The sequence below is a fragment of the Kurthia massiliensis genome (assembly GCF_000285555.1).
Taxonomy (GTDB): domain Bacteria; phylum Bacillota; class Bacilli; order Bacillales_A; family Planococcaceae; genus Kurthia; species Kurthia massiliensis.
Genome location: NZ_HE610996.1, coordinates 787,225 through 813,723, shown reverse-complemented (window position 1 = coordinate 813,723; position 26,499 = coordinate 787,225). Strand labels below are relative to the sequence as shown.

Annotated in this window: 24 protein-coding genes, 1 other RNA gene and 1 riboswitch; of the genes, 10 read left to right on the top strand and 15 right to left on the bottom strand. The window is 40.5% G+C overall.

Features of this window, described 5'->3' with window-relative positions; translation table 11 throughout:
- Nucleotides 1-87: 87 nt before the first annotated feature.
- Both ssrS and KMHG_RS04295 read right to left on the bottom strand, forming a co-directional pair.
- Nucleotides 88-279, bottom strand: a non-coding RNA gene (gene ssrS, locus KMHG_RS18685) — 6S RNA.
- 82 nt (nt 280-361) lie between these two features.
- Complete coding sequence (locus tag KMHG_RS04295; protein ID WP_010287295.1) at nt 362-991, bottom strand: YfbR-like 5'-deoxynucleotidase; 630 nt, start codon at nt 989-991, stop codon at nt 362-364.
- 120 nt (nt 992-1,111) lie between these two features.
- On the opposite strand from KMHG_RS04295, the gene KMHG_RS04290 reads away from it, so the two are divergent.
- Nucleotides 1,112-1,549: a hypothetical protein gene (locus tag KMHG_RS04290; RefSeq protein WP_010287294.1), complete on the top strand. Its 438-nt coding sequence runs from the start codon at nt 1,112-1,114 to the stop codon at nt 1,547-1,549.
- A gap of 15 nt (nt 1,550-1,564) precedes the next feature.
- Here the strand turns inward: KMHG_RS04290 and pbp4 are convergent, their stop codons facing one another.
- Nucleotides 1,565-3,586, bottom strand: coding sequence for a penicillin-binding protein PBP4(5) (pbp4, locus tag KMHG_RS04285; RefSeq protein WP_010287293.1), 2,022 nt, complete (start codon nt 3,584-3,586; stop codon nt 1,565-1,567).
- Between the two features lie 242 nt (nt 3,587-3,828).
- On the opposite strand from pbp4, the gene KMHG_RS04280 reads away from it, so the two are divergent.
- Both KMHG_RS04280 and KMHG_RS04275 read left to right on the top strand, forming a co-directional pair.
- Nucleotides 3,829-4,221 carry a helix-turn-helix domain-containing protein gene (locus KMHG_RS04280; RefSeq protein WP_010287292.1) on the top strand — a complete coding sequence of 131 codons (393 nt, stop codon included), beginning with the start codon at nt 3,829-3,831 and terminating at the stop codon, nt 4,219-4,221.
- A gap of 99 nt (nt 4,222-4,320) precedes the next feature.
- Nucleotides 4,321-5,427, top strand: coding sequence for an amidohydrolase (locus KMHG_RS04275; protein WP_010287291.1), 1,107 nt, complete (start codon nt 4,321-4,323; stop codon nt 5,425-5,427).
- 34 nt (nt 5,428-5,461) lie between these two features.
- Here KMHG_RS04275 and KMHG_RS04270 read toward each other — a convergent pair whose 3' ends face one another.
- Nucleotides 5,462-6,697, bottom strand: a complete 1,236-nt coding sequence (locus KMHG_RS04270; RefSeq protein ID WP_010287290.1) for a hypothetical protein — start codon at nt 6,695-6,697, stop codon at nt 5,462-5,464.
- Nucleotides 6,698-6,788: 91 nt separating this feature from the next.
- Between KMHG_RS04270 and KMHG_RS04265 the strand changes: the two genes are divergently transcribed.
- A complete protein-coding gene (locus tag KMHG_RS04265) occupies nt 6,789-7,904 on the top strand; it encodes a mandelate racemase/muconate lactonizing enzyme family protein (protein ID WP_010287289.1) in 1,116 nt (371 codons plus the stop codon).
- Nucleotide 7,905: 1 nt separating this feature from the next.
- Nucleotides 7,906-8,583 (top strand): hypothetical protein, encoded by a 678-nt coding sequence (locus KMHG_RS04260; protein ID WP_010287287.1) that lies wholly within the window; start codon nt 7,906-7,908, stop codon nt 8,581-8,583.
- Nucleotides 8,584-8,625: 42 nt separating this feature from the next.
- Here the strand turns inward: KMHG_RS04260 and KMHG_RS04255 are convergent, their stop codons facing one another.
- The 4 genes from KMHG_RS04255 to KMHG_RS04240 all read right to left on the bottom strand — a co-directional run bounded on the left by KMHG_RS04255 (nt 8,626) and on the right by KMHG_RS04240 (nt 13,019).
- Complete coding sequence (locus KMHG_RS04255) at nt 8,626-9,909, bottom strand: Nramp family divalent metal transporter (protein ID WP_010287286.1); 1,284 nt, start codon at nt 9,907-9,909, stop codon at nt 8,626-8,628.
- Nucleotides 9,910-10,006: 97 nt separating this feature from the next.
- Nucleotides 10,007-10,717, bottom strand: coding sequence for an IucA/IucC family C-terminal-domain containing protein (locus KMHG_RS04250; RefSeq protein WP_010287284.1), 711 nt, complete (start codon nt 10,715-10,717; stop codon nt 10,007-10,009).
- Nucleotides 10,718-11,076: 359 nt separating this feature from the next.
- Nucleotides 11,077-12,303 carry a peptidase T gene (gene pepT / locus KMHG_RS04245; protein WP_010287283.1) on the bottom strand — a complete coding sequence of 409 codons (1,227 nt, stop codon included), beginning with the start codon at nt 12,301-12,303 and terminating at the stop codon, nt 11,077-11,079.
- Nucleotides 12,304-12,365: 62 nt separating this feature from the next.
- On the bottom strand, nt 12,366-13,019 hold the full coding sequence (locus KMHG_RS04240) for a lysoplasmalogenase family protein (RefSeq protein ID WP_010287282.1): 654 nt from the start codon (nt 13,017-13,019) through the stop codon (nt 12,366-12,368).
- A 117-nt stretch (nt 13,020-13,136) separates the two neighbouring features.
- On the opposite strand from KMHG_RS04240, the gene KMHG_RS04235 reads away from it, so the two are divergent.
- Entirely contained in the window at nt 13,137-14,822 is a 1,686-nt protein-coding gene (locus tag KMHG_RS04235; protein WP_010287281.1) for a hypothetical protein, read from the top strand.
- A gap of 213 nt (nt 14,823-15,035) precedes the next feature.
- Nucleotides 15,036-17,528, top strand: coding sequence for a Cna B-type domain-containing protein (locus tag KMHG_RS18295; RefSeq protein WP_010287280.1), 2,493 nt, complete (start codon nt 15,036-15,038; stop codon nt 17,526-17,528).
- A gap of 44 nt (nt 17,529-17,572) precedes the next feature.
- Here KMHG_RS18295 and nfsA read toward each other — a convergent pair whose 3' ends face one another.
- Complete coding sequence (gene nfsA, locus KMHG_RS04225) at nt 17,573-18,310, bottom strand: oxygen-insensitive NADPH nitroreductase (RefSeq protein WP_010287278.1); 738 nt, start codon at nt 18,308-18,310, stop codon at nt 17,573-17,575.
- Between the two features lie 215 nt (nt 18,311-18,525).
- Nucleotides 18,526-18,630: riboswitch (SAM riboswitch) on the top strand.
- 101 nt (nt 18,631-18,731) lie between these two features.
- Between nfsA and KMHG_RS04220 the strand changes: the two genes are divergently transcribed.
- Both KMHG_RS04220 and KMHG_RS04215 read left to right on the top strand, forming a co-directional pair.
- Nucleotides 18,732-20,006, top strand: coding sequence for an O-acetylhomoserine aminocarboxypropyltransferase/cysteine synthase family protein (locus KMHG_RS04220; protein WP_010287276.1), 1,275 nt, complete (start codon nt 18,732-18,734; stop codon nt 20,004-20,006).
- Nucleotides 20,007-20,235: 229 nt separating this feature from the next.
- A complete protein-coding gene (locus tag KMHG_RS04215; protein WP_010287274.1) occupies nt 20,236-21,222 on the top strand; it encodes a homoserine dehydrogenase in 987 nt (328 codons plus the stop codon).
- 54 nt (nt 21,223-21,276) lie between these two features.
- Here KMHG_RS04215 and KMHG_RS04210 read toward each other — a convergent pair whose 3' ends face one another.
- Entirely contained in the window at nt 21,277-21,507 is a 231-nt protein-coding gene (locus KMHG_RS04210; RefSeq protein WP_010287273.1) for a hypothetical protein, read from the bottom strand.
- 189 nt (nt 21,508-21,696) lie between these two features.
- Here KMHG_RS04210 and KMHG_RS18985 point away from each other — a divergent pair, with 189 nt between their 5' ends.
- Nucleotides 21,697-21,849: a hypothetical protein gene (locus KMHG_RS18985; RefSeq protein ID WP_154647355.1), complete on the top strand. Its 153-nt coding sequence runs from the start codon at nt 21,697-21,699 to the stop codon at nt 21,847-21,849.
- Nucleotides 21,850-21,985: 136 nt separating this feature from the next.
- On the opposite strand, the gene KMHG_RS04200 is transcribed toward KMHG_RS18985, so the two are convergent.
- The 5 genes from KMHG_RS04200 to KMHG_RS04180 form a co-directional block, all read right to left on the bottom strand.
- Nucleotides 21,986-23,275 (bottom strand): helix-turn-helix domain-containing protein, encoded by a 1,290-nt coding sequence (locus tag KMHG_RS04200; protein ID WP_010287266.1) that lies wholly within the window; start codon nt 23,273-23,275, stop codon nt 21,986-21,988.
- Nucleotides 23,276-23,475: 200 nt separating this feature from the next.
- Nucleotides 23,476-24,105 carry a response regulator transcription factor gene (locus KMHG_RS04195; RefSeq protein ID WP_010287265.1) on the bottom strand — a complete coding sequence of 210 codons (630 nt, stop codon included), beginning with the start codon at nt 24,103-24,105 and terminating at the stop codon, nt 23,476-23,478.
- Nucleotide 24,106: 1 nt separating this feature from the next.
- Nucleotides 24,107-25,123, bottom strand: coding sequence for a sensor histidine kinase (locus KMHG_RS04190; protein WP_010287264.1), 1,017 nt, complete (start codon nt 25,121-25,123; stop codon nt 24,107-24,109).
- Nucleotides 25,120-25,797, bottom strand: coding sequence for a cell wall-active antibiotics response protein LiaF (gene liaF / locus KMHG_RS04185; protein WP_010287263.1), 678 nt, complete (start codon nt 25,795-25,797; stop codon nt 25,120-25,122). The genes KMHG_RS04190 and liaF overlap by 4 nt, the downstream gene beginning before the upstream one ends.
- A gap of 66 nt (nt 25,798-25,863) precedes the next feature.
- Nucleotides 25,864-26,484 carry a PspA/IM30 family protein gene (locus KMHG_RS04180; RefSeq protein ID WP_010287262.1) on the bottom strand — a complete coding sequence of 207 codons (621 nt, stop codon included), beginning with the start codon at nt 26,482-26,484 and terminating at the stop codon, nt 25,864-25,866.
- Nucleotides 26,485-26,499 lie beyond the last annotated feature (15 nt).

Genomic DNA, 26,499 nt, shown 5'->3' with positions numbered 1-26,499 from the left:
TGTTTGCTCAAAAATAAAAAATACGATTAAAAAACACCGTATACAAAACGTATACGATGTTTCTATATAAAGTGTATAATAGACAATTCAAAAGCCGCCTTTGCCGTAAGTCATTATATTGAAAGTTTTAAACCACCACTTCTCAAAGTGGGTGTTCGCAAAGAGGTTCTTGTATGTCCTTACATTAAAGTAAGGCCTGCCAGTCGACTCTTAATCTAAAACTCCCTATTACAGCTCAAAGGTTAAAACTTAATATTATTACGAGCAATGCAGCTTGTATTAATACTATACTGCATCTGATATATTTGTGCAAGGGAGAACGCTATAGTCAAAAAAGTATAAAAAAAGAATGTAGCCGATGCTACACTTTTTCAATGACTTCATTTGTTAGTTTTGTAATATCGATCGTCGTATCTTCTTGCAATACGTCGGTTAAAATGGTTTCTTTAAAGTAGCGCACACTTGGGACAAGGTCAATTTTTAAAATGCCTTTTAATGCGTGTTGGTACATAATGATAAACTCAGGATCCGTATTGCCACGTTTAAGCTCTGAGAACGACTCATAAAATTGGTCGAGTTTATCTGCTAATTCAAGTAGACGTCCTTCTAGTGAGCCGTCTTTGCCTTCTTTTAAGCGCTCTTTAAAGACAGCTTGAAAATGTTCAGGAATTTCGCGTAAAATAAAGTCCTCTACCATTTTTTCTTCGACGTGGGCAATCATTTCTTTCAATTCTGGTGAGGAGTGTTTCACAGGGGTTTTAATATCCCCGATGAACACTTCTCCGTAATCGTGATTAATAGTTTTCTCATATAATGATTTCCAGTCGATCGTCGCACCGTGATTTTCTTCGATTGTGGCGAAGACGAGCGCATACTGTGAAACTTTCCATGAGTGGGCAGCAACATTGTGTTCCTCGAATTTAAAGCGTCCTGGGCATCGAATGATTCTTTCTAAATCGTTCAAGCTCATAAAAAATTTGTGGATTCCCATATGCTTCTCTCCCATCTATTCTCTATAGTAATGATACATATACCCTATTTTCAAAAAACAAAACGGTGTTACAAAAGGTTTACATAAGGTTTACAAGTTATTCATATTGGAGGCAGTTACATGTTACATACGATCGTTGTTTATTTGCATATTATCGGAGCGATTTTATCGATTGGACCATTTTTTGTGCTCTTTCCATTATTAACAAAGATGGCGCGCGAACAAGATTTGCGTGTGTTACAAGGATACGTTGAAGTATTTCGCTTAGCTGTACAAGTCGTTAAACATGCGGGACATTTCCTCGTCGTATTTGGCATACTTGCGGCAATTACTGGGGGATACAGCTGGACGACACCGTGGATCGTCGTGACGTTCGTAACGTTGATGAGTGCCGTCGTATATTTAGCGCGTGCTTTCAAGCCAACGCTACGCACGTTTGGCACACCTCAGTTCGTACAGCATACATTTGTACGTGCATTACGAAAAGCCGTATTGATTTACATCATCTTATTATTGATAATGCTTTGGTTAATGGTCGCCAAGCCACTATTTTGGTAAAAGAAAAGAACCGCGCTATGAACGCGGTTCTTTTTGTGCTTCTAAGACAGGAATGAGCGATTTAGATAGTTCAATTGCTGTACGACCTGTTTTCTCATGATTTTCAACGATAGATAGTAGTAAGTAATTTTCTTTATTAGCGTTGAAGACGAGTACGAAGCTATTTTCGGTGCCGTTATAAACACCTTGCTTTTGCTTTAATTCAGCTGTGCCGGTTTTGGCAGCTAAGTTGTATGGCAAGCTTTTTAAAATGTTCCCTGTACCGCCATCGTGGCGAATGACTTGCTGCATCGCTGCACGTACTTTATGTGCAGTAGTTGCGCTAATTGCTTGTGATGACTTTTCTTTTGCATCCATTACTAAGCGTGGATAGCTCATATTGCCATCATTTGCGAAAGCTGTGTAAGACACTGCTTGCTGGATAGGGGACATTAACACTTGTCCTTGCCCATAAGCTGTATCGGCAAGTAAAATGTCAGATTTGAACGTTTTGTCGTTTGAAATTTGTGCCGGTTTCATTGCTAACGGTAAATTGAAATCTTTATCGAAAGCGAATTTACTTAACCCAGCGCGTAATTTTTTCTCGCCCATTTCAAGCCCTTCTTTAGCGAAAAAAATATTATCTGAGTAAATAAGGGCGCTTTTGTATTCAACGTTCGTTACATCATCGTGAAGACGTGTGACATAGTACGAACCCCATGTCGTATCTTTTTGCCATTTCAACCCTTCAATGCGATGCGTTTTATTTTCCGTCGTCGTACCGTTATCTAGTCCGATAGCAGCGGTCATCGTTTTCATCGTTGAACCAGGTGCGTATCGTTGTGTGAAACGGCTTAAAAATGGTAAGTCTTCATTTTCTGCATACTTTTCATATTGTTCTTGTGAAATGCCGCGAACCATTAAGTTTGGATCGAATGAAGGCTTACTGACAAGTGCTGTTAAGTCGCCGTTTTTCGGATTGATGACGACAGAAGCACCGGTCGCTTTTTCTAGCGCTTTGAACGTTGCTTTTTGAATTGTAGAATCAATCGTTAATTGAATATTTTTACCGTCTGTCCGCTCTGCATGTAGTAAGACGTCACGTACACGACCACTTTGCGTAACGATGGCAATTTGTCCACCATCTTCACCGCGTAATTCTTTGTCGTACGCTTTTTCAAGTCCCGTTTTACCAATCACATCATCGCGATGCAACGTTTTGTCTTTTTTCAAATCTTCTTCGTTCGCTTTGCCGGTATACCCGATTAAATGTGCAGCAGCTTCACCGAGAGGGTAATAGCGTAAATCACGCGCTCCGTATTGGACGCCATCAATTTTTTGGACGTCTTTTTGTTCTACGATTTCCAGCGGTACAAATAATGCATCTGTTACCCAACTTTGCGCCATTTTTTTCTCGATACTCTCAACCGTTAAGTCGAAACTATCCGCGATTTTTTGTAAGTTCTTTTCACGTTTTTTGCCCGTTCCTAAATCTCCTGGAATGACACCCATTTCATAATAAGGTGCCATTATCGCTAGTGGTTGTTCGTTGCGATCGACGATGTTTCCACGAATGGCGCGGTCAATCGTATAAGAAATTTTATCGGTACTTTGCATATGTGGGAATAATAATGACGGTGTCCATTCAATGATATAGCGACCATCTTTTTTGATGACGTTTGCGCTATAGTCGAGTTTTGGAATTTGTCCGATCGACGTATGCATCGTTAATTGATACGTGAATTTATAATGGTCTTTACTCGTTTCGACTAACTTCATATTGCTCATTTTCGTTTGTGTGGCGCCGATACCGTTAAACACCGTTTTATATTTTTTGATGACGCTTTTTTTCGTAAAGTCATTTTTCTCAAGAGAAGAAGTTGTCACAACGTCAGGAATTTTTTTGAATTGATGTTGCTCTATGATCGTTTTCCACGTATTCATGACATCTTCTTGCGCTGTTTGATCTTTATGGTTGGAAATACCTATAGTGATCAATGTAACGATGAGAACGAATGCGATGCCAATACCAAGCTTCATCATTGTATTTTTTTTCATCGAATGCCCTCCTTCTTACTTATTATCATGTATTTATAGCTAAAAATCATTTGTTATTTTATGCTATTCATCCTATGTTTTTAGGATTTGAAGAAAATAGCTAAAAAAAATAAAAAAATTCTACTTTAAACTGTGATTTTGTTTTAAAATAAAGGAAATACTATCCAATTGTTCATCAGTGTACCATTGGTTTAGTCATTTAACCTAATGTTTTGGGGATTATCGAGAAGGGAGGACGTAAAATGTTCAATGCTAAATTATTCGGAGAACAGTTAAAGTCTTTACGAGAAACGAGTAATCATTCGATGTTGTCGCTTGCTAAACAAATCGGCACATCCGCAAGTCGTATTAAAAGTTGGGAGGTAGGCGAAAGTGTGCCTTCTGCAAAATGGATCGTTAAATTGAGCCAAGCGCTTGCCATTTCAGCTGATGAATTGTTATTAAATCAAGTAGACGACGGCGAAATCCCAAGTTTATCAGACGTGACGAAAAGCCGCAATTCGTTATTGCGTGATTTGAATGACATGATGCAAAGTTTAACGAAACAAGATTTAATGGAATTATATGTGCTCGCAGAGGTGAAACAAAAAAGTATATCGACAACGACAGAAGAAGCTGAAATTTTACGTGCATAATTTAACAGTATGAAAACGGAGTGTGGAAGCATGGCCGTTTTCTTTTTTTTGCGTTCGATGTATAGTAGAGGAAGTTTTAAATTGTTAGGAGCGTTTTAAATGTCAGTAGAACAACAAATTTTACAATGGTTTAACCATTTTCATACACATGCTGAAATTAGCTGGAAAGAAGTCGAAACAACGAAAAAAATCGCTGAAATTTTAGATGATTTAAATGTATCTTATCGTTTATTTAATGATGTAACAGGTCTCGTTGCAGAAATTGGTGAAGGAGAACAATGCGTCGCTGTACGTGCAGATATCGATGCGCTTTGGCAAGAAGTAAACGGTGTATGGCAAGCGAATCATTCTTGTGGTCATGATGCGAATATTTCAATGGTGCTCGGTGCATTAATGCTATTGAAAGATGAACAACTCGACCACCGCGTTCGTTTTATTTTCCAACCAGCAGAAGAAATGGGTAACGGTTCGGTCGCGGCTATTGAACGTGGTGCGGTAGATGGCGTATCGCATTTATTCGGTGTCCATTTACGACCAATTGATGAAATTCCATTCGGTAAAGTAACGCCAGCGATGCATCACGGGGCTGCGTACTTTTTAAACGGTACAATTCAAGGTGTAGATGCCCACGGCGCACGCCCACACCAAGGGAAAAATGCGATTGACGTTATTATGGCGATTCAACAAATGTTACAGTCGCTACACGTATCACCATTTACACCACATTCAGCGAAATTAACGAAAATCGTTGCTGATGGCGGTAGCGTCAACATTATTCCAGGTGCGGCTAGCTTCTCAATGGATGTGCGCGCACAAGATAATGCGACGCTAGACGACATGCATGCGCATATTGAGCGTGGCTTACAAATGATTCGTACGCAATACGACATCGATATGTCTTGGGAGTGGGTCGATTATACACCAGGTGCGGTCGTATCAGATGAAGCTGCTGACATTGCGGAACGTGCGATTGAAAAAGTATGTGGTAAAGAAGCGCTAGCACCACACATTTACACACCGGGTAGTGATGATTTCCATTTCTATACGGTGAAAAAGCCAGCACTAAAAGCGACGATGATTGGTATTGGTGCAGATTTAGCGCCAGGCTTACACCATCCGTATATGACATTTAATCACGATGCATTATATGTTGCGGCACAAGTATTAGCGGAAACGTTAAAAACACCTGTGAGCGTTCATGCATAGAAAAAAGGATTCGCAATCGTTGCGAATCCTTTTTTTAAGATTCATAAACAGCAAAGTCGAGCGCATAGACAGTACGCGGACGGCCTTGTTGATAACCCATTTCTTCACCGACGACGCGGACGTACTCGTTATCGAGTAACTTTTTCAAAATACGTTCCGTCGTGCGGCGCGTCACTTGTAAATACTCGGATAAGTCATGTGCCGTAAATTCTTGATCTTGACGTGATTTGCTAAACGAAATAATTTTTGAGATGTTCAGCGGGCTCAGTTGTGTTTCTTTCGCGAGCTTCATAATGTACGGATCTTGAATTTGAAGCGACAGTTTCGAGTCTTTTAAAATCGGGTTAATTAAATTTTTACGTTCATCGACAATACAAATACTATTCGGCGCAGTATATTGTAAAGCGTATAGCGCGTTTTGTTCAGCATCGTTAATTGATTGGCCGAAACCGAATGAAATTTTTGCATCGTTGTTCGCCAATTGAACGAGTTGTGTAATTTTTTGATGATCGAGCGCATGTTGTAAATGACCCATTGTCGTATAGAGTTCAATGCGTCCTTCACTAATCGGCTGTTGAATCGCATGTACCGATGAGGCGATACTTTGTACGAATACTTTATCAACTGGGGACATCTCGACAATACCGACGACGACTTTCGCCGATTCGGATTTTGTCATTCGAGAAAGCGCTTTCGTTTCTTCCAAACGTCTTAAAATAGAAGTCGAAGAATCAAGGAAACGCATACAAGGAATTTGTACTCGTCGTAGTTTTTCGTACACATTATGACTACTTGTGACGACGAAATCGATTTTTTTCTCGCGCCATAATTGATCGTGATGCTCAAACAGCTGATCGACATCGACGGGCGGTTTAATTTCAAATGTATACGGTGGACGTCCGTCATATTCAATGTCTTTTAACACATTATCAACGAATTGTGCGTTCATCACGTCGATTGATAGACGATTTAACGAGATCGCATGGTTTGCCATCATCGCAAGTAGCGTGTTCGATACGGCGAATTCATCTTGCTTTAAATACGTCCAGGGGATTGGCCATTTATCTAACATTGGTTTACTATAAAGGTAAGGCAACGTGCCAGTAATGAACAGAACGTCACAAGGTTTTACTTGCTTTAACAGCAAAGGTGCCTCAGATGGCTGTTCGTAAATATAAAAGTCGAGCTCAACATCATCGATTTGCTCTGCAAGCTTCGATAAGCGATGTTGGAATGCGTGCGAGCTTATAACAGCTACTTTTGTAGACATACTTTATCGTTCCTTTTCATTTATTCATGTCGTTATTTAACGACTATTTAGCGACAAAACCTATTTTAATTATAACAGGAGTATACAAAACATGAAAATTAAAGAAATTGAAATTTATGCAATTCATTTACCATTAATCGAACCATTTGTCATTTCATACGATTCTTACGATACAATGCCTTCTATCATTGTGAAAATGACGACAGATACGGGAATTGTCGGCTACGGCGAATCTGTACCAGATGATCACGTGACAGGCGAGTCATGGGAAAGCACATATGCTGTACTGAAACATCAATTAGCACCTGCGATGATTGGTCAAAATCCACTTGCATTTGAACATATCCACGACGTAATGAACAAAATTATTCGCGACGTCCCAGCTGCCAAAGCGGCGATCGATATTGCATGTTTTGATATTGCGGGAAAAGCATTGCAAGTACCAGTATATCAATTAATTGGAGGACGTTTCCACAAAAAATTCCCGATCACACACGTATTAAGCATCGGCGCGCCAGAAAAGATGGCAGCAGAAGCAGCGGCACGTGTAGAGATGGGTTATCGCTCATTTAAAATGAAAGTCGGCACAGAAGTGATGAAAGATGTGGCGCGTATTCAAGCGGTACGTGAACGCGTCGGTGACGACATTGCAATCCGCGTCGATGTGAACCAAGGTTGGGTCAATGCAGCGACGACGTTACGCGGTTTACGCGCATTAAAAGATTTAGATATCGATTGGTTAGAGCAACCGGTTAAAGCGGATGACATCGATGCGATGGTCGAAATTAAATCAAAATCAGATGTGCCATTGATGATTGATGAAGGGCTACACGGCGTGAAAGAAATGCGTGAAATTATCGCGAAGCGCGCCGCAGATAAAGTGAACATTAAATTAATGAAATGCGGCGGTATTTATCCAGCGATGAAACTAGCAGTTATGGCTGAAATGGCCGGTATTGAATGCCAAGTTGGCTCAATGGTCGAATCATCTGTCGGTTCTGCTGCTGGTTTCCACGTTGCCTTCTCGAAAAAAATTATGACGAGCGTCGAACTAACAGGTCCGTTAAAATTCTCAAAAGATATCGGCGACTTACATTACGATGTACCATTCATTGAACTAAATGAAAAACCAGGTTTAGGTGTGACTGTCGACGAAACGATTTTAGAAGAGCTATGCAAATTTAAAACGGTCGTGAAAGAGGGATAATATGCATTTACACGAAGGCATGTTAGGAACGCATACATTCGAAGCGCGCAAGCTAACGATGGCACAACTGCCGGAGCTTGAAACGTTACAACAAAAAGTGTATGACGCACTACCAGATAAAAATACGTTACAACCATTATCAACGGAAGAATTTGAAAACATTTTAGGTGGCAATGGATTATTAATTGGCATTTACGTGAACGAAGCGCTCATTGCTTTCCGCGCATTGTTAGATCCACAAGACGACCCAGAACATTTAGGTGTTGATTGTGGTTTATCAGAAGCGCAATTAAGCCGCGTTTTTTACCAAGAAATTTCAAATGTTGATCCAGACTGGCGTGGATACGGCTTACAAAAAATAATGGCTAGTATTATTATGGAAGCCGCAGACCAATCACGTTATGACTACGTATGTGCAACGGTGAAGCCTTACAACATTCCGAGCTTAAAAGATAAGTTTGCACAAGGGCTTGTCATTAAAGGCTTAAAATTAAAATACGGTGGCAAATTGCGTTACATTTTCTTTAAAGCATTAAAAGAAGCAGCGCCACAATACGCAGAACAGCGCGAAGTGTCTATGGGCGATATAGAAGCACAACAAGCGTTGTTGAAACAAGGCTTCGTCGGTACGACGCTCATACCAACTAGTAATGATTTTATGGTCATTTATGAAAAATAAGGAATTAATATATTAAAAAACCTCGCAATCTGCGAGGTTTTTTTAATGTGTGAAAAACGTTTCGTAAATTAAATATAAATTCAATGATACGACGAGCAATGAAATCGCCCAACCAGTAATCGTTGTGAGGCGATGATTGACAAGTGCGCCCATAATTCGTTTGTTGCTCGTAAATAAAACGAGTGGGATAAGTGCAAACGCAATCCCGAATGATAAAATGACTTGGCTCCAAACGAGCGCTTTCGTCGCATTGATGCCGAAAAGAATAATCGCAAGTGGTGGTAGCATCGTAATCGTCCGGCGCACGTAAAGTCGAATGCTTTTATTAATAAATCCTTGCATGACGACATCGCCAGAAAGTGTACCGACTGAAGAACTAGCGAGCCCCGCAATCAGTAAGCCGAGGCCGAACGAAATTGCGCCAATTGGACCGAGCATATCATGAAATGCATGATACGCAATGTCTAAGTCATCGATGACGAGTCCTTTCGTATGGAATACGGCTGCGGCGATAATAAGCATCGCCATATTAATGGCACCTGCAACAATCATTGCTACGACGATATCGAGTAGTTCAAAACGGAATACACGTTTTTTCAGCGCAGGTGTTTCAGCTTTCACACGATGTTGGGTTAATGATGAATGTAAATAAATTGCATGTGGCATGACCGTTGCGCCAAGAATACCTGTTGCGAGTAATATTGAGTCGACGCCATCAAATGCGGGCATGAAGCCACCAACGACATCACTAGCGACAGGTTGTGCGATAAAGAGTTGGACGGCGAATGCTAATACGACCATGACGACCATTGCAGAAACGCCTGCTTCAAACGCGCGAACGCCACGACGCTGTAATTCTAAAATAGCAAATGAACCGACCGCTGTAATGAGAGCGGCTGGAATCATCGGAATATCAAATAATAAATAAAGCCCGAGCGCGGCACCGATAAATTCAGCTAAATCTGTCGCCATAATGACGAGTTCAGCTTGAATCCATAAACCGACAGATACCCATTTTGGAAATTGCGCGCGCGCAACTTCCGGTAAATTTTTGCCTGTCGCAATGCCGAGTTTAGCAGATAATGCTTGAATGAGTACGGCCATTAAGTTCGATACGACGATGACCCATAACAGCAAATAGCCGTATTGAGAGCCGGCCGTAATATTCGTTGCGAAGTTACCTGGATCGATATAGGCAACCGCCGCAATAAATGCGGGGCCTAAAAACGGTAAAACTTTACGAAATCCTTTTACGTCACCGTGCAGTACTTGTTGTGCAGTAGGTTGTTGAAAAGGACGAAAATTCGGTATTTTCATATTTGCCATGTTGCAGTCCTTCTTTCTTTTTCACTAAGTACAAAATGTTTCCTTAAGGAAAAACTCAACTATAGTGTACTGCTGTTGTTTGATATTGTAAAGTACGTTATTTTAATGGACAAAAACCACAGACGATTAAACCAGGCACGTCTTTTGAGAAACAACACGTTTTGCGAACGGGTACGTTAATGAGTGAAGATGGATGAACACCATTTGTATAACGGTGCCATATTGACTGGTCACTAATGCCGCGCCAAACGTCCAGACTTTCTAAAATATCGAGTACTTCACGCGTCGCCTCCTCGGTCATCGAGTTTTGAGAAAGTGTGTGGAAGTGCCATAACATGTATCCGAAAATATTTTCCCAAAGGAGAAGTGGGGAAATGGACGTCATCTTTCTGAGCGCTTGAATGACAGGGAAGCATTGCGTATGTAAAATCGTATGAATCGTTTCAAATCGTTCATCTTCATCAACGAAATCCCAATCACTACTACGCGCTGTCATTGATAATGAGCGACGGCCATATTCGTCGCGAGCAATGAAGCCGATGTCGGCCACGTCACCTTGCCAACATTCTTCAAATGCAATCATCATATAAAATTGCATAGAGATGAACATACCATACCGTTTCGTAAAGTATGACAATGCGACTGTTTCATTGTCATTGTCACTGAAAACTTTCGCCATATTTAAAATATCCGTTTGTCGATTCTCAATTAGAACGTCCTGTAACGAAAATAATATATGGTCCATTTCATCTGGGTAAATACTGTACGAACCCAGTTGTATCAACTGATCGCGCGATAATGAAGACATAGTAAAAAACTCCTTTTCTTAAAAAATACGAAAAAATATTCTCAAATGTATTGACTATTTAATTGAGAAAGATTATCATTATCACATAAAGAAAAACTCCTTCTCTTCATTGCAACTTTGAGAAGATACTCGATTAACTACTTTTCTCCAAACTTTAGTTAATCAAACACGGACTATTCTTTACCCCCCTCAAAAGTTTAGAATAGAACGGACACTCCCGGAACGCTAGGTTTTCGCCAGCCAAAGCGTTCTTTTTTTATGCGGAAAATATGTAAAATATTTTCATTTATTGTACCGGACAGTTAAAAAATATGCAAAAAAAATCGCGGTTGCATCATGCAACCGCGGTTTTTCATATACTAAGCTTTTGCTTCGTATAATTTCACCATTTCAATAATGACTTCTGTCGCTTTTACCATCGTCTCAGCAGATACGTATTCGTATTTACCGTGCATGTTTTCGCCACCTGCAAAAATGTTAGGTGTCGGTAAACCCATGTAAGATAATTGAGAACCATCTGTACCGCCGCGAATCGGTTTCACGATTGGTGTAATTCCTAAATTTGTCATCGCTTCGTGTGCGATGTCGACGATATGTTTTACAGGTTCAATTTTATCGCCCATGTTGTAATATTGGTCAGCCATTTCAAGTTCGATTGCATCATTGCCGTATTCGTTCGCAATCGCTTCAACAGCTTGTTTGATAAGCGCTTTTTTCGCTTCGAATGCTTCGCGATCGTGGTCACGAATAATGTATTGTAGTTCCGTTTTTTCAATTGAACCGTGGAAGTCCATTAAGTGAATGAAACCGTCACGACCGTCTGTTAATTCTGGTACCGCATCTTTCGGCATCATTTCTTGGAATTTAATTGCTGCTGTAATTGAGTTCACCATTTTGTCTTTCGCAGAACCAGGGTGAACGTTCGTGCCGACGAATGTCACTTTCGCATAAGCGGCGTTGAAGCTTTCATATTCTAATTCACCAAGCGGGCCACCATCCATTGTGTAGGCGAAGTCAGCGTTGAAGCGTTCGACGTCAAATTTATGTGGGCCACGACCGATTTCCTCATCAGGTGTGAAGCCGACGCGCAATTCACCGTGTTCGATTTCAGGATGTTGGATTAAATATTCCATCGCTGTCATAATTTCAACGATACCGGCTTTATCATCTGCGCCAAGTAATGTCGTACCATCTGTCGTAATTAACGTTTGGCCAACGTAATTTGATAATTCTGGTGACATCGCAGTCGTTAAGACGACGTTATCATTTAATTGTAAGTCTTTACCGTCATAGTTATCCCAACGTTGTGGCTTCACGTTCGTACCTGTGAAGTCTGTCGCTGTATCGACGTGTGCAAGGAAACCGATTGTTGGAATGTCTTTTGATGAGTTCGCTGGTAATGTTGCGAATAAATAGCCATTTTCATCGACTGCAACGTCTGACATACCGATCGTTTTTAGTTCTTCTTCAAGGACGCGTAATAAATCCCATTGCTTTGCAGTTGATGGTGTTGTTTCGCTGTTTGCGTCCGATTGTGTATCAATTGTTGTATAGCGCACGAGGCGTTCAATGACTGTTTCTTTCATGTAAGAGATCCTCCTAATGGTTACGTAAGATATAATTTTTGAAAATAAAGATTATTCTTACGTTATTCTACCACTTTATTTGGCAAACCGAAATATTTTACGATACTAATACTAAATAAAAGGCCTGCACAATAGTAAGGGGTCATAACGATTAATTGGAGTTCAGGTAAAGCGGTAATGAAGTTGTCGATCGCAAATAATAAGTTAGAGAACATAAAACAAACCGTCGCTGAAATAATCGTCCATTGACGCGTATGAAACGAAGCCCAAAGCGTCGTAAGCGTAATGGCGATATAAAAACTAATGATGACAGCAAGGACATATAAATGATCTTTTAAAATGTTGCCGACTACCCAGCCGATGACAATTGCAGCAAACGCAACGAGCATCGACAGTAGCCATTTCGGTGGGGTTTTCCAAGGTGTTGTTGAAAAGGCGCGTAAAAAGTAAAGTTGGCCGAGTGAGAAACAAATGAGGCTTAAAAATAGATAAGGTAAGGTGATGTTACCGAGCGTAATCCAAATGAGCGCAAAAACGATTGCTTCGGAATACTTCTCCTGCCGGACATCGTGAAAACGGTAGCTGAGTAAGATGATGAACAGCATCGGAATGACTTTGAAAATCTGTTCAACAAAATACGGACTTTGTTGGGGCATAAAGTGTAAGTAGTAAATCGCGGATGCAATGGCTCCAACAATATAACAAACATTACGCATAAAAATTCCCCCCTCAATGTTAGAGAATGTTAGGGTATTTATTCCCGATTTGTTGCCTAATTGAAACTTTTTAATGCTTCAACCGTATAGTGAGTATTCGAGATGGGAGGGAACAACATGATCATGACTTTTGTCATTGCAGCGATTTTTGCGGCGATTGCAGCGATTTTAATCGTGCCGTTTGCAGGGAAGACGAAAGATGACGATTATAAATGGGGCTTTAAAGCAGCATTTTTCGCCGGTATTTTCGTCGCGAGTTTGATCGTATTCGGTCTTATTTTTTATATTACAAAAATCGATCAAAACTGGACGGCACTATGGCCTGCGTTCTTCATTTTAGCGGTCATCGGTGCAACTGTTGCGAGTGGTATTGAACGTAAAGTAAAGTTCGTTATTGCAGGGTTAAGCGTGCTATTTGCGATTTATATGATCGTTGCACCTGTACTAAACGCTAACAAAAAATACGATTCTGCGAAAATGGACACGAAAACAGAATTAAAAGCGTTTGATGAAACGAAAACGCCAGCGAGTGTGCCGCCGAAATATGCACGCAACAAAATGAAAAAAGCGTTTAGCCAAGTGCCAAATACGAGCTATTATGAGCTTGGGAATTTACAAATTCAAAAAGTGAACGGGGAGTACGTCTATATCGCACCTGTTGAATTTTCGGATTTTTGGAAATGGCTAAAAGGGAATACGACGCCAGGTTATTTCTCATTAAGCGCTACAGACTCATCTGCGAATCCGAAATTTATCAAGTCTGAAATGAAATATGTTGAATCGGCATATTTAAACAACAACGTTGAACGCTACATGCGTTTACACAACCCGACGAAAATTTTTAGTGGGGACGTACAATTAGAAATTGATGACAACGGAAAACCGTTCTACATTCGTACGTACGGGAAGTTTATTTCAGCACGTAACGGCTTTGAATCGCAAGGGATTGTGATGGTCGATGCAGCATCAGGTAAAACGACGACGTACGCATTAAAAGATGTCCCAGCGTTTATCGACGGTGCCGTATCTCCAGAGGCAGTTAGCCTACAAAATAGTTACTTCGGTAAATACGTACATGGTTATTTCAATACAATTTTCGGTAAACGTGATGTGAAATTACCTTCAGATGAAGGAACAGAAGCAAATGTGAGTCCTGTTTTCGATGAAAAAGGCGATATGTATTACTTCACAGATTTCACAAGTCCGAAAGAGGGCGTTGATTCAATGCTTGGATATGCTTTAACGAATGCACGTACAGGACAAGGTACGTATTATACAGGAAATAAAGAAGAAGCGTATATGGATTCTGAAGGCGCACTACAAGTCGTTGAGAAAAAATTCGTCGAAAAAAAATGGGAAGGGTCGATGCCACTACTGTATAATTTTTACGGTGAAGCAAGTTGGCTAGTGCCTATTCTTGATTCAAATGGTTTTTTACAAAACTACTATATCGTCTCAGCAGCTAATCCTGAAATCGCTGTTCAAGGAACGACACCGAATGAGGCGCTACGCCAATATAAAACGGTGTTAAATCGTACCGGCGCAGCGAGTACTGTAAACGGTAGTTCGTCACAAGAAGAGAAAACAGCAAAAGGGAAAATCGTTCGTTTATATAAAGAAGCAAATGGTGATTTCACAAACGTTTCCTTCTTATTAGACAACGGTGATAACTATATCGTGTCAACGGAAGTCGCACCACTTGCGATTTATTTAGAAGAGAAAGACCAAGTGACCGTGACGTACATTCAATCGACAGACGTTTTCTTACCAGTGAAAGAGTTAACGATTAAAGGATTGCAATAAAATATGATGAAAGAGAACTGCTTCGGTGGTTCTCTTTTTTTTCGCTTTGGGCCTAGACGAATAGAAAACGGCATAACGTGTTTAAAGATTTATGACTAATTTACTGAATTTTTTGATAATAAAGTTTTGTTGAATCGTTAAATAGGTAAATAAATAGTATATACATCAATCGTGACATACGCAAAAAAACACTTTTTCAGAAGGAGGGATTCGATGAAAGTCGTACACTATTTTCTTACCGGACTACTATTCGTATGTGCTTATTTATTTTTCCCGTTCAGCTCGACGTCCATGGCGACTGCGGCAGAAGGGCATATTACGAAAGAAGCAAATGCATACGTAACCGACGTGCAACTGTATAGTCAATATGTAGAAAATCCACAAACGTCATTTGATGTATTTGAATCGGTTTCAGTCCATTATAATTGGGCAGTGCCAGATGATATGAAAATCGCAAATGGGGATCAAATGGTGTTTCAATTACCGAATCAATTAAAAATTGCAGACGGTATCGACACGTTTAACGTACACGTATCGGAAAATGATGATACGGTCGTCGGTGTCGCCGCAGTAAACAAAAGCGACCAAACGGTGACGATTACGTTTAACGATTATTTTGAGACGAATGTGAAAGATAAAGCGGGGACACTCGCATTTTGGACGAATTGGAATTGGCAACAGCAAAATACGGTCGAAATCAATGACTTAAACGCATTAGATTTTGGCTATGCGACAGTTCCGATTCGCGTGACGAACGTTGGGCCAGCTGATGATGAATCAATCGGTAAATACGGTTGGATTGACGTTGAAAACAATGTCATTGAATGGCGTGTCCGCATTAATTATGCGCAAGATTCATTAACGAATGTTGTGTATGAAGATATACTCGGCGAAGGACAACGACTCGTTGGTGATGTCAACGTACAATACGGTCAGTTTAACGACGATTTAGAAGTATCGTTTACGAAAACGACAGACCGACAAGCAACTATCGAAAAGACCGATCGAGGTTTCAAAGTTGCGCTCGGTGATTTAAATAAACTGTCCGCATATATTTCATACAAAACAGAGCCAACAGGTACGTTAAACAACGAATATGAAAATACCGGTAAACTGACAGCACAAGGTGAAAATATTGCGACAAAAACGGTATGGACGCCAAAATCAGGTGCTTCAGGAACAGGCTCAGGAAAACCTACTGCTACATTTTCTGTAATGAAACAATGGCAAGATGATAATGACGAAGCGGGCAAACGTCCTGACAGCATCGAAGTGAAACTATACCAAAACGATCAACCGACAGATAAAACGGTCGTTTTAAATGAAAATAATGGTTGGTTTGCGACGTTTAAAGGACTTGCTAAATACGACAAAGATGACGTTGCATATCGTTACAGTGTGAAAGAAGTAGATGTGCCAGAAGGGTATACGTCGACAGTAGACGGCGCGGTCATTACGAACACGTACGAAAAACAGCCGACACCTGAACCGCCCGCAACGACGACGGTGAGTGGTAAAAAGATTTGGCAAGACAATGACAACCAAGATGGGAAGCGCCCAACATCGATTACAGTCTATTTACTAGCAGATGGTGAGAAAGTTAGTTCGAAAAGCGTCACTGCAAAAGACGATTGGACGTATGAATTTACAAACTTGCCGAAATATCATGATGACGCGCTCATCGAATATCGCGTCGATGAGCAAAAAGTCGACGGTTATCGCACGAAAATCGTCGGAAACAATCTCGTTAACACGTATAAGCCAGCAACGACAGCTATAAGTGGTAAAAAGATTTGGAAAGACAACGATAACCAAGACGGTAAACGCCCAGAAAGTATTATCGTTTCGCTATTTGCCAATGACAAAAAAGTAGACGAAAAACGGATCACAGCGAAAAGTAATTGGACGTATCGTTTTGCTGAGTTACCAAAGTATGAAGATGGACAGTTGATCCAATACCGCGTCGATGAACAAAAGGTAGCAGGTTATCGAACGACTGTAAAAGGCTACGATATCGTCAATACACATAAGCCGAAAACGACAACGATTCCAATCGTGAAAAAATGGGAAGATCAATCGAATGCTGCGCAACAACGTCCAGAAAATATAACGGTCGTATTACTAGCGAACGGTAAAGCGATTGAAACGAAACAATTAAACGCGCAAATGAACTGGCAATATACGTTTGAAAATATGCCAGTTTACAAAAATGGTCAAAAAATTGACTATCAAATTGTAGAAGTCCCCGTACCAGCGTACAAAACATCGATTGATGGATTTACGATTACGAACTACTACATGACGACGGTTACAAACAACAATCCACCAGCAACTACGCCAAATCCAGGAGGCACAGGTCAGCCACCGTTCACAACGACGTATGAGCGACCGACAGCTACGCCTTCTCAATACGCAAGTACAGTCACGCAACAACTGCCAACGACGATGCCTTATCAAAGTGCACGTTCACAAAGTGGATGGAATACACCAGCTGCTTCAACGATGCCACTGACGACATCGAGCACGGTGTTACCGTCAACAACACAACCTGCTTATGCATCGACACAGTTCGCTACGAATACAGCGAACAATCAAATGTTGCCACAAACAGGGGAGCGTTCGACGTTGATTTCTATTATCGGGGCTATATTGATCCTCGGTAGCATCACGATATTTGCTATTCGAAAACGTCACGTTGTAGCTTAATATAAAAAAGCAGCCATCGCATAGCGATGACTGCTTTTTTTATGTTATTTCCAAGTGAAGCCTTTTGATGCTAAAAACTCTTTAATGTGTGGACGTTGTTGATTAACTAAGTAATCAGCCATTTGACGTGTCCAGTTTTCATTTTTTTGGTTCGCATTACGGTTTAAATAATATTGATTTAAATCTTCATCGTATTGCGATAATAATTCGTCGTATTTTTCAACGTCATAACCGTTTTCGTGAACGATGGCATCGATTGGTAAACGTGGTTTTGAATCGTTCGTTTTCGTCGGTGTACCGATCGTCATCGCGAACATAGGGAATACGTAGTCTGGTAAGTCGAATAGCTCGCTAATTTCTTGAATACCAGTACGTGCACCACCGATATAGCAAATGCCATAACCTTCAGATTCAGCTGCCACGACAAAGTTTTGTGCAAATAAACCGACGTCATTGACGCCGACTAAAATGTTTTCAGCTGTATCCGCTGTAATATCGATGCCGTATTTTTGGCCAGCAATTTGTAGACGTTTGAAATCGACGCAAAATAGTAATGAAGCGCCCGCCGTTTTAAATTGGAAATCATTTTTTGAGTATTCACCGAGTTTTTGTTTTTTCTCAGGGTCTGTTACGTAGATGACACTATACGCTTGGACGAAATGAGACGTTGCGGCCATTTGAGCCGTTTGAAGCATTTCATACACTTTTTCTTTCGGAATTTCTTCACCTGTATATTTGCGGACAGATGTATGATTACGTAATAAGTTTTGTACGTCGTTCATAAAAATCAGCTCCTTATGTAATAGTATAAAATCAGTTTAACTATAACGGATTTGTTCGGGATTTGGCTACTCACAGTATCATTTCCGACAAATGTGTGCGATTTTTGCTAAAATGAGATGATATTAATCTAAAAATTTAGAAAATTCGGTTGACTCATAAGAGAATGTTCGTGTATACTGATTACCAATCAGATGGAACAAATAAAATCATATAACCTTTATCAAGAGTGGCGGAGGGACTAGGCCCTGCGATGCCCGGCAACCAGTATACATACTACGGTGCTAATTCCTACAGATTGATCGGATCTGAAAGATAAGGGGAGGACTATTGCTTATACAACCCTCTTCTTATGAAGAAGGGTTTTTTATTTTCCTCTCTTCACCTCCGATATTCCATCGAACATAACTAGGAGGAAATCATATGACAAACTACAAACAAGAAACATTAGCAGTTCACGCAGGACAAACACCAGACCCATCGACAGGTGCAATTGCGGTACCGATTTATCGTACGACTGCTTATCAATTTAACGATTCAGACCACGCACGTAAATTATTCGCATTAAAAGAACCAGGGAATATTTATTCTCGCATTATGAACCCGACGGTCGACGTATTTGAAAAACGCGTCGCAGCACTTGAAGGTGGCGCAGCAGCAGTTGCATTATCTTCAGGCATGGCAGCGATTTCGTTCTCAATTTTAAACATCGCGCGTGCAGGGGATCATATCGTTGCAGCGAATAGTCTTTACGGCGGTACATATAATTTATTTGCGAATACATTACCTCGTTACGGCATTACAACTACATTTGTTGATGAACGCAATCCAGACGCATTCGAAGCGGCGATTCAAGACAATACGAAAGCGATTTACGCCGAAACAATCGGTAACCCAAGTTTAACAATCGTGGATATCGAACGCCTTGCAGATATCGCGCACAAACATGAAATTCCATTTATTATTGATAATACGTTCGCGTCACCAATCGGTGCGAACCCAATCGAATTCGGTGCAGATATCGTCATCCACTCTGCAACGAAATGGATTGGCGGTCACGGTACGACAATCGGTGGCGTTGTTGTCGATGCAGGTAACTTCGACTGGACACGCGGTAAATTCCCAGACTATACAGAGCCAGATGCTTCGTATCATGGTATTCGTTACGGCGTTGATGCAGCAGCGGCAGCGTTTGCGACACGTTTACGCGTCATTTTATTACGCGACTTCGGTCCAACGTTAAGTCCAGATGCCGCATTTAACTTTATTCAAGGGTTAGAAACGATTCATTTACGCGTACCTCGTCATAACGAAAACGCGTTGAAAGTGGCCGAATATTTACAAGGACACGACAAGGTCGAATGGGTACGTTATAACGGTTTACCAAATAGTGAAAATGCTGAACTTGCGAAAAAATATTTAAAAAATGGTGCTGGTTCAGTATTAACATTCGGCATTAAAGGTGGTCGTGAGGCAGGTCGTCAATTAATCGATACGGTTGAGTTATTCTCACACGTTGCCAACGTCGGCGATGCGCGTTCATTAATTATTCACCCAGCTTCTACAACGCACCAACAATTAAATGCAGAAGAATTAATCGCATCAGGCGTGCCAGAAGAACTTGTCCGTTTATCAATCGGCCTTGAAAACGCAGACGATATTATTGCAGCGTTAGAAAAAGCATTCGCCGCGCTATAGATCTCATTTGATCATGAAAAAGGATAGCTCATTCGTTGTCCTTTTTTACATTATACGTATATGACCTTTTGAAAAAGACAGTTGTCCATTGAAGAAAGAATATTCTTGAAATTCTATGCTTTATCGTCTAAACTATTAATAATTGTTTCTTTTGAAGAAACACTTGTACACTTTAGGCGTACAATGATGACCGTTTAGAATATAAAAAGCATTTGGAGGCGAACATAGTATGGCATCAGTCAAGGCAGCAATCTTAGGATTCGGTACAGTAGGACAAGGCATTTACAATATCGTTCATGAACGTCGTGAACATTTCAAAAAAACATTAGGGGTGGAAGTTGAAATTGCGAAAATTTTAGTGCGTGACGCATCTAAAGTACGTGAAGGCATCGACCAATCATTATTCACAGAGTCATTTGATGATATTTTAGCAACCCCAGATTTAGAAGTCGTTTTTGAAGGTATTGTCGGTGAAGAGCCTGCATACGGATACTTAGACAAAGCGATTGAAAAAGGATGCCACGTCATTACGGCGAATAAAGTGATGTTCGCACGTTACGGACAAGCATTACAACAAAAAGCGAAAAAATATGGCGTCCAAGTAGGGTACGAAGCAACGACTGCAGGTGGCGTGCCTGTTATTAAAACGATGCAAAACTTACTACGCGTCAACGAAGTGAAACATGTGCAAGGTATTTTAAATGGCACATCAAACTACATTTTAACGCAAATGCGTGCAGAAGGTTTACCTTTCGATGTCGCGCTAAAAGCGGCACAAGATCTTGGTTATGCAGAAGCGGATCCTTACAACGATATTTCAGGTAAAGATGCTTTTTGTAAATTAATGATTCTTTGCGCGTTAGCGTTTGGTGAACAACCAGATTGGGACAAAGTTGAAATGGTCGGTATCGACGGCATTACAGCGGAACAAGTAGCAGCAGCGAAAGAAAAAGGCTTACGCTACCGTCACGTTGCAGATGCATACCGTAATGAAGCGGGAGAAATCATTGCGAAAGTCGGCCCAGAACTTGTTGGTCCAGATCATCCATTATACGCAATCGACGATGTGAACAACGCCGTCGCATTGGATACGAACTACATCGGCACATTAACGATGGTCGGTCCAGGTGCGGGAATGTATCCGACAGCGAGCGTTATGATGGAAGATTATGCAGATATGTTAGCGAAGCCAGAAAAAGCGGTATCTTTAGCGTAATAACAAAAAAAGACGTCTACAGTGGTTTGTCGAATTTCCATTGTAGACGTTTTTTTAGTCTTCATCTTTAATATCGATATCTTCAGGAATTGGCGTTGCTTTCCATAAGTCAATTTCGTGTTTAATACGTTCAAGTTGTTCAAAGTACGTCGTAAACTGTTGGCTATTAATTAAAAATTGTTCGCCGTCATGGACAGCACGGATGCGACCATGTAGTACGTAACGCATCACTTGCGCCTCAGGCATGTGGATATCTTTTGCAGTTTCAGCGACTGTTTTATACATGACATAGCACCTCTTTTTCTATAAGCCATTATAACGAAATTTGGAAGGGCTTGCATCTGCGACAAAAAGACCGAAATATGACACAAATTGGTTGATTTAATCATAACGTAAGCGTTTTGTCATATAAATGAAAAACAAATCCCGTATACTAGCGTTAATCAATCAAATGTACAGGAGGGTCCGCTATTTATGTCTGCTAAAACTCCAACGAAAGGCGCTTTAGTTGGTTCTGTATTTTCTCTAGTATTGGCTTGCGGTAGCTTGCTATTTTGCTCACAGCAACTATTCAATTTAACCGCATTACAACAGTTTACAAACTTTGTAATGAACTTAATTCCTTAAGGATATGGAAACGAATATCTTTACGGAAGTAGTAAAGATTTAAAAGTGTCGCCGAGTTGGTTTAACAGACAAATATGCGGCCAAAACAAAAGGTGTAACCGAAACGGTGGACGATTCGGTTACACCTTTTTTGTCGTTATAAATCTTGCCATGCTTTAATACCTCGTACCGCAAATGATGCTTCATTTGCGAGACGATAATAGTGGACAGCTTTTTCAAAGTTGCCCATCGTTTCATAGCCTTTTGCGAGCGCAAGGGCATATTTTTGCACGTTGCGATGATCTTTTAACGACGTAAAATGTTGAATGGCGTTTTCTAAACAATAGGGCTTAAATGGCTCTAAATGGTGAAGCATCGGATAGATATGGAAATGATAGTGGTAGCTGAGCGCTGCATCTTTTAAGTCATGTGCTTCGATAATGGCTAAACCTTCTTGGCACCATTTCAAAATTTTTTCGCCGTTATCAATTTTTGAGTATTCTTTAATAATTGAATGGATCGTTACGAGCTGTGGAAGAGGCAGTTCTTTTACTTTTAAACTGCGGCGGTAATATTGAATTGCTACTTTTGGTTGTTGCATACGTGCGTATGTATAACCAATGTTTTGTAGTAATTGTCCGTAATGCGATGTTTTATCAAGCTGTACAGCGTAGTTGTAGCCATCATTTAAATATTTCAAAGTTTGTTCGAAGTTGCCGAATTGTAAATTGATGAGGCCTAATAAATTGTACGCTTTCAACATCTGTTCATGAATTTCATATTGCGTAAATAGCTGCAATGCTTTGTTTACTTTTGAAAACGCATTGCCATGTTCATATGTACGGAAATAAATCAGACCTTCTAAAAATAGTAAGGACGCATACTCAATATCTTCAGCAACGTGGTGGAGAGATTGAATTTTTTCGGCGGAAGTTGCTTGTAAATGCGCTTCTTCAAATTCATTTTGTTCGTAATGATAAAGTGCACGCACTACGTGGAAAACATACTTTTGATACGCAGTAAATTTATATTTAATCGCCAGCATACCGTACAAAAGATGTTTCACTTGAGATGCGGGTTCTTTCGCAATAACCGCGAAATACAGTAAATATAAATTGGTCGTATAAAAGTTCTCTTGCTTCGTAAACGTAATCTGCTCACTATAAAATGTGTTAAAAGCAATTCGCGCATGATCAGGTGACTGACTTTCTAAAATAGCATGATAAGCGATCAAAAGATCGGACATGAAGGTTGATTCATCTAATTCAGCTGGCGTTTCTGTGATGTTTAATCGATTGAACAATGCACGTTGAATCGTTTGCTTTGGTACAACGTGATTTTTCTCGATTTTACTTAAATAAGACGTTGAACAAATACCTTCAGCGAGTTGCTGTTGAGTCATATGGCTTTTGAGACGTTCTAACTTAATTTTTTGCCCGAGATTCAAATGAAAACCCTCTCTAAATGAAAATAATATGTACTAATAATACCGAACATTTTCCTGTTTTACTATTCGAAAAACTTCAATTGCCAAAAAACCAGACGAAACAGTTAATATTTTGTTAAATATAAAGAGCATTTTTGCTTGAAATAGTCCTTATGTAATGAGAAAAGGCGAATTCTTCTAAAAGAAGTTCGCCTTTTTAATTATTTTACGAGATGATTTGAGAAGGCATATACGACTGCTTGTGTACGATCTTGCACTTCTAGTTTTGATAATATATTACTAACATGTGTCTTGACAGTTTTGAGCGCGATGAACAATGTATCGGCAATTTCTTGGTTTGTCATGCCGCGTGCCATTAATAATAACACTTCATGTTCACGTTCGGTTAATTGTTCGTGTAACGCACGGTCTGGTTCGCGCATGCGCTTCATCATTTTCGTTGTCACTTCTGGTTCTAATACCGATGTGCCGCTATACGTTTTACGAATCGCATCGGCAATTTGTTTTGCGTTCGTCGTCTTTAAAATATAGCTAACAGCACCTGCTTCAAGTGCAGGGTACACTTTATCGTCGTCTAAAAAGCTCGTAACGACCATAATTTTCGCGTCGGGCCATTGTGCGATAATGGCAGCTGTCGCTTCAGCTCCGGTCATAATCGGCATGACCATATCCATTAAAATAATGTCCGGTTTCGTTTCGAGCGCTTTTTCGACTGCTTGCTGGCCATTTTCTGCTTCGGCGACGACTTCCATATCCGGTTGCGCTTGCAAATAAGCTGAGACACCGATACGTACCATTTCATGATCGTCCGCTAATAAAACTCGAATCATTTTATTCCTCCTGTTCTGTCGGGATTTGTACTTCGATCATCGTCCCTTGGTCTTTTACAGAAACGATTTTACACGTCCCACCGATTTCAATCGCACGTTCTTCAATGTTGCGTAAACCGTACGAGCCACCGTGCGTGTCGTCCGACGCTTCAAATCCGACACCATTATCTTGCACGCGTAAAATGACGCGATTGTCGCGTTCGACGAGCAGTAAATCTACTTCGGTCGCTTTTGAATGGCGGAGTGTATTAGAGAGCGTTTCTTGTGCGATACGGAATAGATGATCTTCAGCACCTTTTGGCAAATGCACTTCTTCAATGCGTTCATGAATCGTAAATAACACTTTTTGCCGTAATTCCGTTAACAAATCTTGCATGCCGACTGCAAGCGTTTTTCCTTTTAACGCAGCAGGGCGAAGATGTAATAACAGCGCGCGCATTTCTAATTGTGCTTGTTGGACAATTTTTTCCGTTTGTGCGAGCTGTTTCGCTGCGACATCATTTACGTCAGCTGTTTCGTTAATTGCTGATAACATCATCGATGCGGCAAACAATTGTTGTGAAACCGAGTCATGTAGTTCACGTGCGAGACGCTGTCGCTCTTGAATGACTTGCTCTTCAATCATCGCTTCTTTTGCTTTTGCATCGTCGTTAATTAATCGCTGCAAACTTTTTTTCTGCGTTTGAATTAGTTCTGCGAGTTCATTTAATTGCTGACGCTGTTTTTGCGGTAATTGACGTAGGCGCGGCATATTCGTTTGGTCTTTTAACAATTGATCGAGCGTTTGTTTATAAATAACATCGCGTTGACGTGTAATAGTAGCAGCCCACGTCGCGATGAAGAAGCTAAGTGCCGCTAAAATGATAAGCACCCAAGCGCCGTACGGTAATTGCCAATACGTCCGATCAATGAAAAATCGGAATTGTGCTGGTTCATCAAATAATAAAAATGCGATGCTGCTGCAGAGCACTATAAATAATAGAAGGAAACCAAAAAATCGTAGCATGAGTTTCGTCATTTTCGCACGACCTCCAAATCCCCTAAAAATGTTGAAACGGTAATGATGAGCTGTTGAGGTGTATCAATTAAGTCGCCATCTTTTAATACGATAGATTGATTAAAGAGGCGGCTATATTGATTGCCAAATGCTTGCACTTCACCGTAAAGCGTATTGAAATGAATGCGTACCGGCACTTCATAAGGAACATAAACCGTCGTCTTACCGAACCCTTGTCGTACGTTAATGAGCGACACATTTTTCGGTAAAATCGTCGTCGTCGTATCGACAATTAAATCACCAGCTGCATTTTGAATGTGGACATCTTGCCACTGGTACGCTTCTGTCGATGATTGCTCGAATGAAATGATCGGGTTGTTTTGTTTCACCGCATTTGTTTGATACGCCGAGACGTCCACTTCAAGTGGCTCTTTTTGTATCATTTTCCAAATAATATAGGTAAGTACGAGGACGATAATAATACGCATACTCCACATCGACATAAAGACGATGACGATTAAGCCGACGCTAATCCAAAAAATCGCGCGTTTCTGCTTTTTCATCGCATATAAAATGCCCGCTAAGCCGAGCAATGCGAAAAAAATATTACCGTTTTCTAATAAAAAACCTTCTATAAAAATGAGCAACAAGGCGACTAAGAAAAAGCGGGTAAAAATATTCGTGCGCTGCGGCATCGCAATTCCTCCTTTGAAATATGTAAAGGAGACACCAAATGGTATCTCCTCATGAGTGTATATAATTTAAACGTCTTTTGCTAGTTTGAGCGATTGTTTTTCAAGCGCATTTAAACGATCTTCGAGTGAACTCGTCGGTGTTACAACCGTTGTTGGATGTTGAAGTGTGTCAACGTATGCGTATAAACCGTCTACGTCTGCTACGTTTTGCTTTTCAGGGTGTAGCATCGCATCCATATGATAGTTAGCACGTGCATTATTTTCATAACTCATTACTTGTAATTGACGAATTTTCATTTCTTCAATCTTATGTTTCATTAATTCATATTTTTGTTCGAGCGCGATGACTGATTTCGTCGTTTCATGTACGGATTGTGTCAGCAATTGTACACGATTCGTATACGCTGCTTGTTCTGCTTGTGCAAATGCGATTAAGTCGGCTTCGCCGGTTTGCTCTGCGAGTGTAATTTGTGTCGTACGTTTTTCAAGTAAAGATTTCGCTTCTGCAAGTTGTGTTTCTAAATGTTGCTTGAGTTTTACTTGTCGTTCTAAAAACGTTTTCGTATCTTCTGTTTGTCGCTCTGCTTCTTGAATGTATTGATTTAAACGAGCAAGTGGATTGTCACTCGTTGGTTGCATATTTAAATCGGATTCGATGGCGTATTTAAGACGTTGTAGTAAGTTCATGTAAAATTCCTCCTA